This is a genomic window from Pantoea anthophila (genome assembly GCF_006494375.1).
Lineage (GTDB): Bacteria > Pseudomonadota > Gammaproteobacteria > Enterobacterales > Enterobacteriaceae > Pantoea > Pantoea anthophila.
Genome location: NZ_VHIZ01000052.1, coordinates 316,139 through 334,897, shown reverse-complemented (window position 1 = coordinate 334,897; position 18,759 = coordinate 316,139). Strand labels below are relative to the sequence as shown.

At 59.9% G+C, this 18,759-nt stretch carries 11 protein-coding genes and 3 tRNA genes; 6 read left to right on the top strand and 8 right to left on the bottom strand.

Features of this window, described 5'->3' with window-relative positions:
- On the top strand, positions 1–691 hold a 691-nt coding region (locus FJW00_RS16875; RefSeq protein WP_140925018.1), incomplete at its 5' end, for an aminotransferase class V-fold PLP-dependent enzyme.
- A 2-nt stretch (positions 692–693) separates the two neighbouring features.
- Positions 694–1,149: a cysteine desulfurase sulfur acceptor subunit CsdE gene (gene csdE, locus FJW00_RS16870; RefSeq protein WP_046102473.1), complete on the top strand. Its 456-nt coding sequence runs from the start codon at positions 694–696 to the stop codon at positions 1,147–1,149.
- Here csdE and tcdA read toward each other — a convergent pair.
- Entirely contained in the window at positions 1,128–1,940 is an 813-nt protein-coding gene (gene tcdA / locus FJW00_RS16865; RefSeq protein ID WP_046102474.1) for a tRNA cyclic N6-threonylcarbamoyladenosine(37) synthase TcdA, read from the bottom strand. The genes csdE and tcdA overlap by 22 nt on opposite strands.
- Positions 1,941–1,988: 48 nt before the next feature.
- On the bottom strand, positions 1,989–3,137 hold the full coding sequence (mltA, locus tag FJW00_RS16860; protein WP_009087006.1) for a murein transglycosylase A: 1,149 nt from the start codon (positions 3,135–3,137) through the stop codon (positions 1,989–1,991).
- A 203-nt stretch (positions 3,138–3,340) separates the two neighbouring features.
- Between mltA and FJW00_RS16855 the strand changes: the two genes are divergently transcribed.
- The 3 genes from FJW00_RS16855 to FJW00_RS16845 all read left to right on the top strand — a co-directional run bounded on the left by FJW00_RS16855 (position 3,341) and on the right by FJW00_RS16845 (position 3,690).
- Positions 3,341–3,417 (top strand) — tRNA-Met (locus FJW00_RS16855).
- A gap of 60 nt (positions 3,418–3,477) precedes the next feature.
- A tRNA-Met gene (locus FJW00_RS16850) sits at positions 3,478–3,554 on the top strand.
- Between the two features lie 59 nt (positions 3,555–3,613).
- A tRNA-Met gene (locus FJW00_RS16845) sits at positions 3,614–3,690 on the top strand.
- Between the two features lie 112 nt (positions 3,691–3,802).
- On the opposite strand, the gene amiC is transcribed toward FJW00_RS16845, so the two are convergent.
- Complete coding sequence (gene amiC, locus FJW00_RS16840) at positions 3,803–5,047, bottom strand: N-acetylmuramoyl-L-alanine amidase AmiC (RefSeq protein ID WP_046102475.1); 1,245 nt, start codon at positions 5,045–5,047, stop codon at positions 3,803–3,805.
- Between the two features lie 232 nt (positions 5,048–5,279).
- Between amiC and argA the strand changes: the two genes are divergently transcribed.
- Positions 5,280–6,608 carry an amino-acid N-acetyltransferase gene (gene argA, locus FJW00_RS16835; protein ID WP_009087010.1) on the top strand — a complete coding sequence of 443 codons (1,329 nt, stop codon included), beginning with the start codon at positions 5,280–5,282 and terminating at the stop codon, positions 6,606–6,608.
- Between the two features lie 52 nt (positions 6,609–6,660).
- Here argA and recD read toward each other — a convergent pair whose 3' ends face one another.
- From recD to FJW00_RS16810, 5 genes are all read right to left on the bottom strand, one after another.
- Positions 6,661–8,502, bottom strand: coding sequence for an exodeoxyribonuclease V subunit alpha (gene recD / locus FJW00_RS16830; protein WP_058958013.1), 1,842 nt, complete (start codon positions 8,500–8,502; stop codon positions 6,661–6,663).
- Complete coding sequence (gene recB / locus FJW00_RS16825; RefSeq protein WP_140925015.1) at positions 8,499–12,038, bottom strand: exodeoxyribonuclease V subunit beta; 3,540 nt, start codon at positions 12,036–12,038, stop codon at positions 8,499–8,501. The genes recD and recB overlap by 4 nt, the downstream gene beginning before the upstream one ends.
- On the bottom strand, positions 12,035–14,926 hold the full coding sequence (gene ptrA, locus FJW00_RS16820) for a pitrilysin (protein WP_140925013.1): 2,892 nt from the start codon (positions 14,924–14,926) through the stop codon (positions 12,035–12,037). Before ptrA ends, recB begins: the two co-directional genes overlap by 4 nt.
- 108 nt (positions 14,927–15,034) lie before the next feature.
- Positions 15,035–18,412, bottom strand: a complete 3,378-nt coding sequence (gene recC / locus FJW00_RS16815; RefSeq protein WP_140925011.1) for an exodeoxyribonuclease V subunit gamma — start codon at positions 18,410–18,412, stop codon at positions 15,035–15,037.
- 101 nt (positions 18,413–18,513) lie between these two features.
- On the bottom strand, positions 18,514–18,753 hold the full coding sequence (locus FJW00_RS16810) for a prepilin-type N-terminal cleavage/methylation domain-containing protein (protein ID WP_033736452.1): 240 nt from the start codon (positions 18,751–18,753) through the stop codon (positions 18,514–18,516).
- Positions 18,754–18,759 lie beyond the last annotated feature (6 nt).

Sequence of the window (18,759 nt, the reverse complement as noted above, 5' to 3'; positions counted from 1 at the left end):
TGGCGGTTGTCCCGATCTCGCCGGGGCGATTCAGCTGGCGCACGATGTGGGTGCCAGGGTGATGGTCGATGGCGCGCAGGGGGTGGTGCACTGCCCGCCCGATCTGCAGGCGCTCGATATCGACTTTTACGCCTTTTCCGGCCATAAAATTTACGCGCCGATGGGCATCGGTGCGCTCTATGGTAAAGCTGAACTGCTGGAGGCGATGGAACCCTGGCAGGGCGGCGGCAAGATGATTACCGATGTCGATTTCACGGGCTTTACGCCGCAGCCGGTGCCGTGGCGCTTCGAGGCAGGAACACCGAATGTGGCGGGCGTGGTGGGCTTAAGTGCCGCGCTGAGCTGGCTGTCGCAGTACGACCTGACGCAGATGGAGCGCTGGAGCCAGCAGCTGGCAACGCTGGCCGAGGAGCAGCTGGCGGAGCTGCCGGGTTTCCGCAGCTTCCGCTGTGGCAGTGCCAGCCTGCTGGCCTTTGATTTTGCCGATCAGCATCACAGCGATCTGGTGACGCTGCTGGCCGAACAGGGTATCGCGCTGCGGGCCGGTCAGCACTGTGCGCAGCCGCTACTGGCGGCGCTGGGCGTCAGCGGCACGCTGCGGGCTTCTTTTGCCCCCTATAATAACCTGCAGGATGTTGATGCGCTGGTGCGCGCCATGAAGAGCGCCGTCGCGCTGTTATCGGAGTTTTGATTATGTGTTCATCGCTGTTAGCGCCACACCCGTTTGGCGAGCAGATTACCGTTGCCAGCCTGACAGAGCGTTTCAGCCACTTTCATCAGTGGGAAGATCGCTATCGTCAGCTGATTCAGCTGAGTCGTCAGCTGCCGGCTCTGCCGGAAGCGCTGAAAACCGCGGACATTGAGCTGAGCGGCTGTGAAAACCGGGTCTGGCTGGGCAGCCAGCTGCGTGAGGATGGCGCGCTGCATTTCTACGGTGACAGCGAAGGACGCATCGTACGTGGCCTGCTGGCGGTACTGCTGACCGCTGTTGAGGGCCGGATGCCTGACCAGCTGCTGGCAGACGATCCCCTGACGCTGTTTGATACGCTGGGACTGCGCGCTCAGCTTAGTGCTTCACGCAGCAGCGGCCTGCAGGCGCTGGCCGACGCGGTCCGGCAGGCCGCGCGTCAGGCGCTGACGGCATCCTGACGGGCTGCGCGCGCCAGAAATTTCTTCAGCGCGTGCGAAACGGCGACAAAGCCAAAGCTGGCGGTCACCATGGTGGCCGCACCAAAGCCAGACGAACAGTCCATTCTCTTTGGCCCTTCTGCCGTGGCGCGTGACGCACAGACGCTGCCATCCGCCTGCGGATAGACCAGCGCCTCGGTGGAAAAAACGCAGTCGATGCCCAGTTTTCCTTTGCTGTTTTTCACCACGCCCAGACCTTTCAGTCGCTCACGCAGCTTTGCCGCCAGCGGATCCTGGATGGTCTTCGCCAGATCGGCGACCTGGATCTGGGTAGGATCAATCTGCCCGCCTGCGCCACCGGTGGTGATCAGCGGGATCTTATTGCGGCGACACCAGGCGATCAGCGCCGCTTTAGGCCGCACGCTGTCGATCGCGTCAATCACGTAGTCGAAACCGGCTGCCATCAGTTCAGCGGTGTTATCAGGCGTAATAAAGTCATCAATGCAAATCACGTCACAGTCAGGATTGATGGCGCGCAGACGCTCAGCCATCACCTCTGTTTTCGCCTTACCGACGTTGCCCTGCAGCGCATGAAGCTGCCGGTTGGTATTGGTGATGCAGACATCATCCATATCAATCAGGGTAATTTTGCCAATGCCGGTGCGCACCAGCGCCTCTGCGGCCCAGGAGCCGACGCCACCGATACCGATCACGCAGAAGTGAGCGTCAGCAAACCGTTGCAGCGCATCCTGACCATAGAGACGCGCCGTGCCGCCAAAGCGCTGATGCCAGGCGTCGTTTAACACTTTCATAGTTGAACCTGTTACGTCGTGCGGGCCCGCTGGCCCGCAGAGAAGAAATCAGTTAGCGCCCAGAAGCAGTGAACCACTGTTGCCGTTTTGCGGGCTGGAGAACAGCGGCTGACCGGCCCCCGGCGCGGCTTTGAGCACCCAGACGCGTCCGTAGTGATTATAGAAGCCCGCCAGATGCGCCGCGTCCGGGCCGATACCCTGATAGATATCAAAGTGCTGCCCTTTAATCGCACCGCCCACGTCGAGGGCCACCATCAGGCGCATCTCATACTTACCGTTGAATTTGCCCTTCTCATTCAGCTGTGGCACTTCAGCCAGCAGCACCGTGCCTGCCGGAATGATGGAGCGGTCAGAAGCCACAGAGGCTTTCGCTACCAGCGGCACCGCACTGGCACCGCGCACCGGCGTGAAAGGTTCCGCCTTAAAGAAGACGAAAGAGGGGTTTGTCTCCAGCAGCGCACGCACTTCCTGCGGCGAGTGCTCCTGCGCCCACTGGCGAATCGCCTGCATCGACATATCTTCGCGCTTCACTTCACCGCGATCGATCAGCTCCTTACCGATGCTGTGATAACCCCAGCCATTTTTACCGGCGTAACCAAAGAAGCTCATCGGGCGACCATCGCCAAAGTCGACGTAGCCACTGCCCTGCACATCCATCATGAAGTTATCAATCAGCGAGTTGCTGTAGGCGATGATGTAGCGGTCATCGAGTGCGCCACTATAGATAGAGGCGCGGCTCGGGAGTTTTGCACCACGTTTGCGCGGCGGCATGCGGTAAATCGGATACTGGAATTCACCCTGGCGGGTGTAGCGCGCCTGCACCACCGGCGTATAGTAACCGGTAAACTGCACGTTACCGTAGTTATCCGTGCCCTCCATCTGCCAGGCGTTCAGCCCGTACTGACGAAGCTGCCGGGTGTCGGCGCCCGCCATCAGCCAGCTCTCAATCGCGCTGTAGGTGCCGTTCTGGCGGCCATAGAGCGCAGACGAGGCGGACTGAATCTGACGAACCTGCTCGCCAAAGTCCCGGCCATTGACCGGCGCGCCTTTGGCATTGGGCTGATTCACCAGCGCCAGCGGCTGTTCCAGTTTGCCATCTTTATATTGCTGACCGCGATCGGTCGGTTTAGAGCTACAAGCCGCCAGCAGCGTAATCAACGCGCCAGTGAGTGCATACTTCACCCAATGTAATTTCATTCTCTTCTCTTTTTATAACTGTTCGCCACGCGACGATAGCAAAGCCCCCGGCAGAATGAAATGCATCCGCTTTGACCTCGCGCGGAACAGTTCAATAATTAGCCAGATGGGGGAATCCTTCAGCAACTGGCTGTTAATTTGGCTTTTATCTGCAAAAAGGGGTTGCATCAATCAGCGCGGAGAGTATAGTGCGCTTCCACGGACGCGGGGTGGAGCAGCCTGGTAGCTCGTCGGGCTCATAACCCGAAGGTCGTCGGTTCAAATCCGGCCCCCGCAACCAATACTTCTGTAGCACTCTGGCAGAAGTGACAATGTGAAAAGTCGCAAAGCGCAAGACGGACGCGGGGTGGAGCAGCCTGGTAGCTCGTCGGGCTCATAACCCGAAGGTCGTCGGTTCAAATCCGGCCCCCGCAACCACACTTTTGCAGCGGTTTCACAGATGTCAGAAAATAAAAAGTCGCAAAGCGCATGACGGACGCGGGGTGGAGCAGCCTGGTAGCTCGTCGGGCTCATAACCCGAAGGTCGTCGGTTCAAATCCGGCCCCCGCAACCACTATTTAAACACCTGAAAGGGTGTTTTTTTGTTTCTGCCCTTCCCCTTCTCTTCTGTTTTCTCTCTTCCATGGCGAAAAGTCTGCGGATAACCGGGGCTACCCGCACGTTAATTAGCGATGCGCCAGCGCGGCCCCGCTCTCCACATAGGCTTTGATGCCGTTCAGAATCGCCTCCGCAACCTGATGCTGATAGCGGGTGGTGCGTAACTTCCGCTCCTCCTCCACGTTACTGATAAACGCCGTTTCCACCAGAATAGAGGGGATATCCGGGGCTTTCAGCACGGCAAATCCCGCCTGATCGACAGTGCGCTTGTGCAGATGGTTAATGCGGCCCATGCGATGCAGCACCTCTTTACCGAACTTCAGGCTGTCATGGATCGTCTGACGCTGCACCATGTCGAACATGGTGTGATCGAGATAGCGGTCACCGCTTTTGCTGACGCCGCCAATCAGATCGGATTCATTCTGCGTCTGAGCCAGGAAACGGGCCGCGGCGGAGGTTGCCCCGCTGGTGGATAAGGCAAAGACTGACGAACCGCGCGCCGCCCGGCTGGTGAAGGCATCTGCATGGATGGAAACAAAGAGATCGGCGCGCTGTTTACGGGCTTTAGCAACCCTGACGCGCAGCGGAATAAAGACATCCTCATTGCGCGTCATGTACGCCTTCATGTTGGACTCTTTGTCGATCAGCGCTTTAAGCCGCCGTCCGATCTTCAGCACGATATCCTTTTCACGGGTCTTATATTTGCCGTGCGCGCCCGGATCTTCCCCGCCGTGCCCCGGATCGATCATGATGACAATCGGTCGATCGCGTCCCGCCCTGCCCGGCAGAGGGGCCTGAACTCCGGCGTCTTTCTCCAGCGCGCCCTGATTATAATCTTTCAGCAGCGCAAGCAGCGGATCGTCTTCCGCCTGGTTCTGGGTCGGATAGAGGTCCACCACCAGCCGGTGATTGATTCCGGCGACCGGGGCCAGATTAAAGATCTTCGGCGAAACGTTGCGCTTTAATTCGAGAACGACGCGAACCGTGTCGCTGTCGAACTGGCCGACCCGGGCATGTTTAATAAAGGGATCATCGACCCGCACCAGTTTGTTGACCCCTTTCAGGACCGGATTAAGGTGCAGGCCCTGAATATCTATGACCAGGCGTTCAGGATTGCTCAGCGCAAACTGCTTATATTTCAGCTCAACGCTGGACTCCAGCGTCATCCGTGAATAGGTCGATGAGGGCCAGATGCGCACGGCCACAATGTGATTTTTTGCCGCCAGCCCGGTGCGGCTGACGCTTAACAGCAGTAAGGCGCCTGTCCCCTGTAAAAATCGTCTGCGTGAAAAATGGGAATTAACGTCTGACATGCCGCTCCAGCTGCTGAGTAATGTCTAAAAAAGCGCCAGTTAATAAAATGGCGGCGAAAACTTTATCCAATCCCCGGAATGATGTCACTCCGGAAAACCTAAATAATGCAGGCTGTTAGCGGCTTTGACACTCATAAAAACGTAAATTTTCGTCAGGATTAAGGCTTGCAAAATGGCACGCAAAAGCATAAAAATACAAAAAATACGAATAAACATTCATTGAGGGTTGGCCGTGAAGGAACGTAGTACCGAGCTGGTTCAGGGGTTTCGCCATACCGTTCCCTATATCAATGCCCACCGGGGTAAAACCTTTGTCATCATGCTGGGTGGCGAGGCGATTGAGCATGAGAACTTCTCCGGCATCGTCAATGATATCGGCCTGCTTCACAGCCTGGGTATCCGTCTGGTGGTAGTCTATGGCGCCCGCCCGCAGATTGATGCCAGTCTGGCGCAGCAGCAGCTGGAGCCGGTTTATCATAAGTTTACCCGGGTGACCGACGCGCAATCCCTGGAGCTGGTAAAACAGGCGGCCGGCCGGCTGCAGTTAGATATTACGGCCCGCCTCTCGATGAGTCTGAACAACACGCCGCTGCAGGGTGCGCATATCAATGTGGTGAGCGGCAACTTCATCATTTCACAGCCGCTGGGCGTGGATGATGGCGTGGATTACTGCCACAGCGGCCGCATCCGTCGTATTGATGAGGCGGCGATTCATCGTCAGCTGGATAACGACGCCATTGTGCTGCTTGGCCCGGTGGCAGTTTCCGTGACCGGCGAGAGCTTTAACCTGACCTCCGAAGAGGTCGCCACCCAGCTGGCGATCAAACTTAAAGCGGAAAAAATGATCGGCTTCTGCTCTGAGCAGGGCGTGCTGAACAGCGACGGCGAGATCATTTCCGAACTCTTCCCGAACGATGCGCAGGCCCGCATCGACGAGATTGAAAAGGAAGGTGACTACCTTTCCGGCACGGTGCGTTTCCTGAGGGGGGCGGTGAAAGCCTGCCGCAGCGGAGTCCGCCGCAGCCACCTGATCAGCTATCAGGAAGATGGCGCGCTGTTGCAGGAGCTCTTTTCTCGCGATGGTATCGGTACGCAGATCGTGATGGAGTCGGCAGAACAGATCCGCCGCGCCAACATCAACGACATTGGCGGCATCCTCGAACTGATCCGGCCGCTTGAGCAGCAGGGCATTCTGGTTCGCCGCTCACGCGAGCAACTGGAGATGGAGATCGATAAATTCACCATCATTCAGCGCGATAACCTGACCATCGCCTGTGCGGCACTCTATCCCTTTATGGATGAGAAGATTGGCGAAATGGCCTGTGTGGCGGTGCATCCGGACTACCGCAGCTCTTCACGCGGTGAGATGCTGTTGCAGCGTGTGGCGCTTCAGGCGCGCCAGATGGGGCTGGAAAAACTGTTCGTGTTAACCACCCGCAGCATCCACTGGTTCCAGGAGCGCGGCTTTACGCCGGTAGATATCGAGTCACTGCCGGAAAGTAAAAAAGAGATGTACAACTATCAGCGGCGCTCAAAAGTGCTGATGGCCGACCTCACCTGATTTTACCCCTCCGGGGGAGAGCGATCATGGATGTGAACTCTCCCCCTCTCTTCTATCCTGCTGCGCTCAGGCGATCGACCAGACCACTGCGTCGCTGCGTCTGCAGCTGCACGGCGCGCTGAAACACACCCGGTTCGCTGTAGATAGTCAGCTGACGCCGCGCGCGCGTAATGGCGGTGTAAACCAGTTCGCGGGTCAGTACCGGCAGAGACTGAGTTGGCATGACCAGCGCAGTGTGGTCAAACTCCGATCCCTGTGATTTATGCACCGTCATGACCCAGGCGGTTTCATGTGAGGGTAAACGGCTCGGCTGAATCGCTTTGATCGTGCCATCCGGCAGCGGGAAAAAGACCCGGAGGTTGCCCTCATCATCACGCAGCGCTATGCCAATGTCGCCGTTAAACAGGCCGAGCGCGCTGTCATTACGGGTGATCATCACCGGCCGCCCGGCATACCAGCGGCTGCCGATGCCAGGACGACGGAGGCGCTGCAGCTGCATCAGCCGCTGTTCGATGCGCTGATTCAGCCCCTGCACGCCAAAGGGGCCGTCTCGCAGTGCACAGAGCAGCTGATAACGGCCAAACGCCGCAATCACCTCTGCGGGTGAGGCCTGCTCCCTGATCAGCTGCAGGAAGGGCTGATAACCGGCGGCGACTTCATCCAGCATCGCCTGATAGGCTTCCGCACTGTCCAGCGGCTGATAGCTGACATCCTCATAGGCCTCAGCAAACACCGCCCTGACCTCCTCCGCGTCACCACGATTAATGGCTTTTGCCAGCAGACCGATGCCGGATGAGGCGTCAAAACGGTAACTTTTCTGCAGCAGGCAGATGCTGTCGCGCACCGTCGGTGCCTGCAGATCGTCACTGCCCTGCAGGGTGCAACCGGTCAGCAGGGCAAGCTGTTCTGCCCGCGCCTGGCTGTAGCCACTTTCGGTACAGCGGCAGATGTCGCCCAATACCGCCCCCGCCTCAACCGAGGCCAGCTGGTCGCGATCGCCCAGAAACACCACGCGGGCATGCGGCGGCAGCGCGGCAATCAGTTTGGCCATCATCGGCAAATCGACCATCGAGGCTTCATCCACCACCAGCACATCAAGATGCAGCCGGTTACCGGCATGATAGCGCAGGCGCTGGGTATCCGGTTGCGCGCCCAGCAGGCGATGCAGGGTCGTGGCTTCAGCAGGAAAACGCTGACGCTCTTCGTCACTCACGGCCAGATCCTGCAGTGCCCTGCCCAGAGATTCGGTCAGCCGCGCGGCAGCTTTGCCGGTCGGGGCCGCCAGCTGGATCCGCAGCGCGCCGGGATGCAGACGAATCAGCGCCGCGAGCAGTTTCGCCACGGTGGTGGTTTTCCCGGTGCCGGGGCCGCCGGAGATCACCGCCGTCTTGCGGGTCAGCGCCACCGCCGCCGCAATCTTCTGCCAGTTTTCCGGCTGGTCACCAAACAGGCTGTTGAGCACCTCACCGGCGGCACGCATATCCAGCGCGGAGGTCATCTCCTGAGCGGCAAAAAAGTCGGCGACCCGGCCTTCGCTGTGCCACAGACGATGCAGGTAGAGACGCTGATTGCTCAGCACCAGGGGCGTCACCCGACTGCCGTCGCTGACCGCCGACCAGTCAGCAAGACGAGCTGACCAGTTATCGGGCGCACCAGCAGCCTGCCAGATCGCCTGAGCCAGTGCAGGCTGCCGGCCGGCAAACAGCCGGGCTTCACAGAGGTTGCTCAGCGGTAAACAGACGTGCCCCTCGCCCGCCTCGGCGCTGACGCAGGCCGCCGCGAGCAGCAGCGCAGGCTGTGATTCAGCAGCCACAAGGCGGGCAAACTGAATATCCAGCGGACGCAGGAGACGTTTGTCGACTGCCTGCAGCAGCAGACTCAGCATGTCACTCATCCTCTCTCTCCGTTCTTACCAAACAGTGCATCCATCTCCTCCACACACTCTGCGGAGGGGCGGGTAGCAAAAATGCCGTTGTCGGGCGAGCTGCCATCCATCCCGCGCAAAAACAGATAAAAGACGCCGCCAAAATCGCGATCGTAGCGGTAATCCGGCAGGCGATGGGTCAGATAGCGATGCAGCGCCAGCGTATAGAGCTGATACTGCAGATCGTAGCGGTGCCCGATCATCGCCTGCGCCATCGCCTCCTGGGTGTAAGCGCTGTGGCTTTCCCCCAGCCAGTTCGACTTGTAGTCGAGCAGATAATATTTTCCCTGCCAGCGGAAGACCAGATCGATAAAGCCCTTCAGCATGCCCCGCAACTGACGAAAATCCAGCGAGGCAGCCTGCTGAGAGAGGCTGTCGTGCCGCCGCAGCAGCGCATCCAGCCCGGCTGCCGTCAGCAGATTATCGATCGGCAGATAGAACGCCATCTCGATCAGCCGTTCGCTGCTTTTGATCGCCGACAGCGTCAGCCCCTCCGCGTTGAGCGGGGTCTCTAACACCCGCGCGATCCACGCCTCCAGCACCGGCAACCAGCTCAGCGGATAGCCATTGTGCTGCAGCTGATCTTCCAGCCAGATGCGGTCCGGCGGTTCAGTAAAGTCGATAGACTCAAACAGGCCGTGCAGAAACGTACCGGGTGCCGCACCGCGCGGAAAATGGTGCGGCGTCAGTGCCGTCTCTTCACCGCTCTCCTCTTCGCCCGCCGCGTCAATATCGAAGCTGGGCAATGCATCCAGCAGCGGCGAACTGTGGTGCTGCTGCAGGCCGGAATAACTGGTGACCCGCCAGACATCCGTTCGCGCCTGAGTCACGACGCGGCTGCTCAGGACGTCGTCACCCGGCTGCGCATCCTGCCATCGTTCGCCGGGCAGCAGATCTGCCTCGACCAGCGCAATGCCCGTCCCGGTTAACGCCTGCAGAGAACGGCTGAGCTGCTGCGCATCGGCCGCTTCGCCTTTCTGAATCAGATAGCCGAGCGCGCTCTTGTGCAGGTCGCTTTCGCCCTCTTTTTTGCGCGTGCCTTTGATCAGCGGCGCAATCCCGACGCTGCAGTGATACACCGAGCGGGTCAGCGCCACGTAGAGCAGGCGCAGATCCTCTGCCAGACGCTCCTCTTCTGCCAGCGCCAGGCTTTGTGCATCGCCCTGAACGTCCAGCAGGGCCGCAAAACTTTCGCGGTCGTGGTAAAGCGCACTGGCCGCTTCGCGGAATCCGGCAGCAAACGGCAGCCAGACCAGCGGGTATTGCAGCCCTTTCGATTTGTGGATGGTGATAATCTGCACCAGGTGGCGGTCGCTCTCCAGACGCAGCTGCTGGCTGGCGGCCTGGCTGTTCGGGCGGGCAATCTGCTGCGCCAGAAAACGCACCAGCGCGTGCGGGCTCTCCAGCTGCACTGAGGCTTCCTGCAACAGTTCCCCCAGATGCATCAGATCGGTCAGGCGCCGTTCTCCGTTCTCCGACGCCAGCATATTCTCCGCCAGCTGCCGTTTGATCATCACGTCGCGCAGCATCGGTAACACGCCGCGCTGGTGCCACAGCTGCTGCCAGACGGCAAACTGCTCGACCAGCGCATCCCACTCGCGTTCATTCTGGCTCAGCGTTTCCAGCGTCGCCGCATCAATGCCAAAGATAGAAGTCGCCAGCGCGCTGCGCAGTAAGCGCTCCTGCTCCGGGGCCTGAATCGCCTGCAGCAGCCAGAGTAATTCACGCGCTTCCGGCGTGGTATAGACGCTGTCGCGGCTGGAGAGGTAGACCGAGGGGATCGCCAGCGCATTCAGCGCATCGCGGATTAAGGTGGCTTCATTGCGGCTGCGCACCAGCACCGTGATATCGGAAGCCCGCACCGGCTGCAGCGCCTCACCTTTACCTGCAAAGGCGCGCCCCTGCTGTCCGGCCACCAGCCAGCGGCTGATGTCGGCGGCACATTGCTGCGCCATAAACTGCTGATAATCACTGCTGCCGACGCCCTCACCGGGTTGCAGCCAGAAGCGTAACGCCGGTTGCGGCTGCCCATCATAAATCAGTTTCAGTGACTGATTGGGTGCCGCAGGCTGCACCGGCTGAAAAGGGATTGCCGAGAACAGGAACGGTGACTCAAGCTGCGAGAAGAGGCGGTTAACGCTTTCGACCATTTCCGGCGAAGAGCGCCAGTTCGTATCCAGCGTGTAGTGAGCACTGACTTCGTTTCTGGCCCGCAGATAGGTAAAGATATCCGCGCCGCGAAAAGCGTAGATCGCCTGTTTCGGGTCACCGATCAGAAACAGCGCCTGCTCCGGCTGATTCACATAGAGCGTGCGGAAAATACGATATTGCTGCGGGTCGGTATCCTGGAATTCGTCAATCAGGGCGACCGGGAAACGCGCCCGGATGGTTTCCGCGAGCAGAACCCCGCCAGGCTGTTGCAGAGCCTCATCCAGCTTACTGAGCAGGTCGTCAAAACCTAACAGAGCCCGCAACCGCTTCTCGCGCTGAACCGTAGCGCGTACATCGATCAGCGCCTGAGCAATGATCACATCCCGCAGCGACAGCGGCTCTGCCAGAAACTGGTCGATCGCCTCAAACAGGGCGTGACGTGGTGCTTCACCCTTTTTGGTTTTCTCCTCCAGCACCTGCTGGCCAAACCGCTCCAGCTCTTTCGGCAGCTGATAATCCAGCGTCTCACTGCTGGCCCACTGGGTGACTCTGGCTACCCAGTTGGGCAGATGTTTACTGCTGTAGCTGCGCTTATCCACGCCTGAGGCGCTGATGATGCCTTCAACGTCGCGACTCAGCGCCTGCCACTGCTGTTTGATGGCTTCGATGCGCGCCAGGTTGCGGGCATGGCGGGAGGCCAGCGTCTCATCGGCCGCGGGCGGTCGTTTCAGTCCTGGCGTTTCGCCCTGAAGCCAGGGACGCAGCGTGGTCAGCAGGCTGTCCGGCCCGCTCCACTCCGCGGCGATAATCCGCGCCACATCCAGCGACAGCGGATAGCACTGGCGACGCCAGAAGTCGGCGGCGGACTGCTTCAGCAGCGCCTGCTCATCTTCGATCAGCTCCTGCTCAAACAGCATGCCCGACTCAAACGCATTCAGATTGAGCATCCGCTGACAGAAGCCGTGGATGGTAAAGATGGCGGCTTCATCCATCTGCCTTTCGGCGGCCAGTAGCTGCGCCGCGGCCTGACTCAGATCCGGCATCTGCTCCAGTAATCGCTGATGCATCGGATTGCTGCTTTTGCCGCGGATACAGGCCAGACGCAGCTGGTGGATGTTCTCGCGGATACGGCCGCGCAGCTCGGCGGTGGCGGCCTCGGTAAAGGTCACCACCAGAATCTCTTCAACCGAGAGCGGCCGGCTGTAGGCGTTTTCTTCGCCCAGCCCCAGCAGCAGGCGCAGATAGAGCAGGCCAATGGTAAAGGTTTTTCCGGTGCCGGCAGACGCCTCAATCAGCCGCTCACCCCTGAGCGGCAGCGTTAAAGGATTCAGCGATACGGGGGGTAACTGCGTCATTGGGTCTCACTCTTCACCGGCAGCGACTGCTGCAACTGCGCCACTTCATCCCAGGTTTTCCAGCCAGGCTGCCGGGCATAGTCAATTTTGCCATTGTTACTGCCCGCAATCTGCGAGGTCATGACCATGCCATTATGTTCGATAACCGCCTTGCGGAAAAAGTCTGCCACGCTGGCCGGGGTGAGCAGCTGCACCTGCTCTATCACTTTCTGCCGGGTATCAAACGTCTCATTCTGACGATCGAAGTCACGGCTGTAACGATCGGCTTCTTCATCCAGCGTCTGGGGACGCTGCTGCAGGTCATTGATCATCGCCTGCTGATACTGCGCAAAATCGGCCTGGCTCATGTTGCGCAGACGTTTTTCCGCCTCGGGATAGAACGCCTGGTAACGCTGCAGCAGCCAGTCGGGTTGCCGGCTGTTACTCTGCAGCAGGAAGCCAACGCCCCACTGTCGGCCGACCGGCATCTGGAAGGCAAACACCGCATAGCCGAGCTGCTCTTTTGTGCGCAGCTGGTTGTAGAACCACGGCTGCACGATCTGGCTCAGCATGGAGCTGTTGGCCATGCTCTGATATTCGCTGTAACCCAGCGGAATATAGAGCGCGGCAAGCGCCGAGTCGGTACTGCTGCCCGGCTGCTGCAGATTGGCCTTCAGCGGTTTATCGAACGAGACATACTGACTCTGCCAGTCGCGGGTCGCGTGACTCTGCATCTGCTGTTTAAGTTCATGTCCCAGCTGCGTTACGCTGTCTGCACTGAGGTTGCCGACCACCAGCATCTCTGGCGTCGCATCGCGGAACAGTGCGTCGCGGTAAGCCGTCACCTCATCAAGCGTGATCGTGCTGACCAGTCTGCGGCGCGTCTCGCGCTGGGTATAAGGCAGCTGAGAGAGCATCTGCATCGGCTGAATCGCCTGTTCAAACGCCTTGCCCTTTTCCGCCGCCTCCAGCCGCTCCAGATACCAGGATTTTGCCTGCGCCAGTTGCTGCTCTGTCGGCTGGAAGTGGGCATACCCTTCGACCAGTTTCTTCAGCAGCACCGGCAGGCGCTGCGTGAAGCCGCTGGCATTAAACACCAGACCTTCATCTTCACCGGTTGAAAAGCTGATGCCGCCCACCGAAGCCTGCGAATTAAGCTCGTCCAGCGCCAGGCTGGAGAGGTAGTCATTCAGGCCGAACAGCACCTGCTGACGCGCATCGCTGATGGCGTGCCTGTTGCGTAAGGCCAGGGTGATCGCCGCCTTTGGCTCGCGGGCATAATAGCGGCTGGGCATCCAGTAAATGCGCATGCCGTCGTCGTTAGCCAGTCTGACCGGATGCTGCCAGGTTTTACCGTCAGCGGGCAGCAGCGTGAAGTCGTCCGGGATATAGGGGTTCAGCGCAGGCATTGCCAGCGCGATCTGACTGGCGCGCTGCTGCCAGTCAGCAAAGGTCTGCGGCGTGATTTTCTCTGCCTGATAAGGCGCGTCCACAAAGTAGGCTTTTTTATTGTGCGGCTCCTGCGGGCTGATGTACCAGATACGCGCACGTTGCGGCGTCATCTCCTGCAGGCGGGCAGCGATCGCGGCGGCATCGTACTGATCGGCCAGGTAAGGCGCATCCAGCGTGTGTTCCACCGGCACCCGCAGCATGGTGTCGGCCAGCCACTCAATGTAATCCATATCGCGGGTGATGGAGGGATAGCGGAAGTCGAGCGCCAGTACGTGAGAGACCTCATCGAAATAGCGCCTATCGTCGCCCTGCTGACGCAGCAGATTGATGTAGCTGAATACCGCCGCTACCACTTCATCACGCTGCGCCAGGCCTTTATCCGTCAGGGAGACCGTAATGGCAAACACGCCGCTGTTACGTTCGGTCATCGGGTCGGCGCCGGCATTGACACCGTCCGCCAGCCCCTGCTTCTGCAGCCAGTCGGTCAGCGTATTTTTGCTGCGATTACTGATTAAGTAGCTGATCAGCGTGTCCGTTTTACTGCGAAAACGATCGCTGTTGTTCCCGATGCGGAATTCAATTTTGAGCTGCTTGCGCGGCTGGGCGGGCACATAGTGAATGATGATGCCCTGCTGGGCATCGGTGACCACCGGCACGTTAATCTCCGGCACGCTGGCATGGTGATTTTTGATGCGGCCAAAGGTTCTGGCCGCAATCGACGCCATCTCCGGCAGCGGTTTGTTGCTGTAGATGACCGCCTTCATCAGGTTGGCGGAGTAATGCGTGTGGTAGAAGTCCAGCAGCGCCTGGTGCAGTTTACTGCCCGGCTTATCTTTCAGGGTCTCTAAATTACCGCCAGAAAAACGCGACGCCGGGTGTGCCGGGTTCAGGGTTTCGGCGCCGACCTGAGCCATGCGCAGGCCATCACGCGCGCGCGCCATGGTCAGCTCGGCATTGACGGCGTGACGCTCGCGGTCAGCGTTGACCGGATCCAGCAGCGGTGCCGCTACGGCATCCGCCAGGCGGTCGACCGCCGGTTCCAGCGCCGCATTTTCCACTTCCAGATAAAAGGCGGTGCGATAAGAGGCGGTGCTGGCATTGTGGCTGCCACCATGCTTTTTCAGGAACTCGGCCAGGTTGTCCGGCTGCGGGTAGCGCTTTGAGCCCATCAGCACCATATGTTCGAGGTAGTGAGCCAGTCCCGCCTGCTGATCGGGATCGTCCAGCGATCCAATCGGCAGCGTCAGCGCCGCCAGCGATTTCGGTGCCACCGGATCGGATACCAGCAATACCGTCAGTCCGTTATCGAGACGGATGGCCTGATAGTTTCGGGGGTCCTGGTCACTTTTGCGAATGGTGTCGTTAACTGGCTGCCAGCCTGCAGATGTCTGCGCCAGGGCTGTGCAAGCCACCAGGCTCAACAGTAGTGCCGCTATCCAGCGTGCGTGTAGCCGCATGTAAACCCCTCTTGTTTCCCGATAAGCCGCCAATTACTGACGCGGCGGCTCAAAGCCAGGCAAAAATTTCTGTGTGTGTAGTCAGTCTGCAAAATGCGCTCTGACCTGCTATTCATCATCCTGATGTGCGGCCAGCACCGGCAAATACCAGCGCTGCGCCGCCTCAGTGATCTGCTGCAGTTGCGCCTCATCCAGCACGCGGCAGAGCCGCTGCAGATAGGGGTCGCTGCCCTCTCCCTCCACCTGGTAGCTGCCTGACCAGGCCGTCAGCAGGCGATTGCGCGCCTTCAGCTGCGTGGCCTCATCCGTGAGTAACTGCTGGCTCTTTTTGTCGTAGCTGGCGGTCAGCCATGCACCGCCACTTTTACTGAGCAGCATCAGCGGCTGACGCAACCCGTCGAGGTAACCGGCGATATAGTCATTCAGGGCGGCCATCGCCTCTGACTGCGGCACGGCAGGAAAACACCAGCGGCTCTGCTGGCGGCCATACATACGGCTGCTGCCGGTGCCGCCCAGCGCGCAGTAAATCAGATGCTCCAGCCAGAGCAGCAGGCCATCGTTCATGTTGAGGACGCCAGGCCGCCAGCGCAGGAGCCCGTCGCTCTGCACCTGCGTCAGCCAGCCGGTTAAGCTGACCTGCTCCAGTTGCAGATTCACTTCCCAGCTCTCGCCGTCGCTGCGCTGGTTCACCACTTCCGCCGCCACTTCCTGCATCTCATCACGCTGCGCCTGCCAGAAGAGTTCGCCAAATGCGCCGTAGGGCAGATTACCGGCGGCGCGATGGTGCGCATAGAGCCGCTGGGTATCCTCGCCTTCGACCAGGGCATTCAGCAACTGGGCATTGATCTGGTAACGCTCCAGGTTGTCGAGCGCAAAAGGTTCGCTGTCGGGCAGCTCATCCTCCTCCAGCCAGAAGCTCACGCCGAGACGCTGGTGGAACCAGGCGCGAACCGGGTGCCGCCAGAAGCGCAGAAAGGCCTCTAAGGTGAGCGCATCAATGTCCGGGGCCGTCAGCGGCTGGACAAATTCGGGTTGCGGCTGCCCCGCCCCCTGGGCGGCAGGCAGCCACTCGCGGGCGAAGCTCTGCAGTCTGGCGGCAGGCTGGAAGTTCTCAGCGGCAAACGGCATCCTGCTGTTGAGGTGCTGCAGATGCGCCCGCACCCGTCCGGCACTCTCATCCAGCTCCAGATGACCATCCCCCTCCAGGTAAAAACTCTGTCCGATGTAATCCAGCAGTTCTGTGACCAGCACCGAGGGATAGCGTTCCGTATTATCCTGAATCGCCCGGCCGATATAGCTGATGTAGAGCTGCTGCTGAGCGGAGAGCATCGCCTCAAGAAACAGGTAACGGTCATCATCACGGCGGCTGCGGTCGCCTTTACGGGACTGCTGCTGCATCAGATCAAAGCCTAACGGCGCAAGCGTGCGCGGATAGACGCCGTCGTTCATTCCCAGCAGACAGACCAGCTGGAACGGTATTGAACGCATCGGCATCAGGGTACAAAAGTTGATCTGCCCGGCCAGAAAGCGCTGGCTGATGCGCTGCTGATCGAGCCGGCTGCGCAGGTCGTCGCGCAGCAGCGCCACCGGGATCGCCTCCTCAAACCGCGCATCCATTCCGTACTGAATCAGTTGCTGCCACTGCTCTTCCACCAGCAGTAAAGCGGCCTCGGTTTCCGCGTCAGGCGTGAAGAAGGCGTTCAGCAGTTCCCGGCACATCGGCAGCCACTCCGCCAGCGGGCGGGGTTCCGCCAGCCGCTCACGCCAGTGATTCAGCCGCGCGAGCAGCTCAGCCAGATGGCCCGCCAGCTCCCCCACCAGGCCACTCGACTCGTCATAAGGTAGAATCCCCTCCCAGTCGCCGTTGTGGCTCTCCATCGCATAACCCAGCAGCATACGCTGCAGGCCAAAGCGCCAAGTGTGCTGGCCGGTAATCGGCAGTGAGAGGGCTTCAACGCTGGCATCATCCAGCCCCCAGCGAACGCCTGACTCGCTGACCCAGCGCCGCAGCAAACGCAGGCCGCTTTCATCAATGGCGAAGTGGGACGCCAGCGCCGGCACATCCAGCAGCGCCAGCACATCTTCTGAGACAAAACGGCTGTCCGGCAGCGCCAGCAGATGCAGAAACGCCACGATGGCCGGATGCGCCTGACTGGCCCGCCGGTCTGAAATCGCAAAAGGCAGATAGCGATCGGCGGGCGCATTGGCGAACACGGCCTGAATGAACGGTGCGTAAGCGTCGATGTCGGCCACCATGACAATAATGTCGCGTGCTTTCAGCGTCGGATCAGCCTCCATCATCGCCAGCAGATGATCCTGCAGCACCTCAACTTCGCGCTGCGCACTGTGGCAGACCTGCACCACGATCGAACGATCCGCCGGATCGAGGAGGCGCTTGCGATCGCTGTGCGCCAGTTCCGCCGCGTTCAGCCCGATGATGGCACTGTCCTGCAGATTGAGAAGATCGTACTGCATGCAGTGCAGCAGGTTGTCCGGCTCTACATCCACAAAGGCATCGATGTCGTCGCTGGCATCCATCTGGCTGAGCAGAAAGAGGTTGTCACGCCCCAGCTTGCCCCATGAGGCCAGCAGCGGATTCGTCAGTTGCTGTTCACCGGCTTCGTTAAACAGCTGCGGCGCCTGCTCTGCGTCCCGGAACAGTCCACGCGCCGCCTCAGCGTCATGGCGGCGGCGCTGACGGCTTTGCAGCTTCGCCAGGAAGGCGTAGTCCTGAATATCGCCCCAGTAGTCGCGGCAGGGATTGGTAAACAGCAGGTGGATGTCGATGTGACGTCCCAGCGCCTGTAGCGCCTGCAGATAGATCGGCGGCAGTGCGGAGATACCACAGATAAAGACCCGCCTGGGCAGGTTTTCCGGCGTGCTCTTCGCCTGCTCCAGCGTGCGGATAAATCGCGCATAGAGATTCGCGCGGTGCCATTCCGGCTGTCGCAGCGTGCGTGTGTAGCTCACCAGATCGCGCCACAGGGCGGCCTGCCAGCGCTGCGCTTCGCCCAGCCCGTCGATACTTTCGCCGCGCTCCCAGCTGTTGAGCCAGTCAGCGCGATAGACCAGATACTGGTCAAACAGATCCGCCACACGGGAGCTGAGCTGAAACAGTTTGCGCTTGTCGCCGTCGTCATGGAGATAGTGACGTAAGGAGGTAAACTCCTCCTGCTCCAGCATCACCGGCAGCCGGTGCATCAGCTTCCAGCTCATGCTGGCCTTACTGAAGGCACTCTCTACCGGGATGTCGGGCAGCACGCGCACGAACATCTCCCAGATAAAACTGGCGGGCAGCGGAAATTCGATGTTGGCTGCAATGCCAAAGGTCTGCGCCAGCTCCATCTGCAGCCACTGCGCCATACCCGGACTCTGCACCAGTATCATTTCTGACGCGAAAGGGTCATCAAGAGGATCATGTTTAATCACCGCAGCCGCGAGAATCTTCAGCACATCGAGCTGATTTGAGTGATAGACGTGAAACATGACAACTCCTGTGGTAACTCAGAACATGACTGCGGTATTGCGGCCCTGTCACTTTACCGCGTATCGCTGTTGAAACCCATCAAAAGGGCGTCCCGCAGGCGTTAACATCGCAGTCGGCTCAGGGAGGCATGACGCCCGAAGGGACCGGTGACGTCGGCCCGTTCCAGCATGCAGCCCGCGGGCCCCGGCTGCTGTTGCAGCGTGGATTGCCAGCCCGCAACCTCATGCCCCGCCAGGCGCTGTTCAGCGACGTACCAGGCCTCCTGCTGCGCCCACTGCTGACTGAATCCCCGCGCCAGAGCGCGATGATAGTGCAACAGCGTGCTGCTGCTTAATGCCATCAGCAA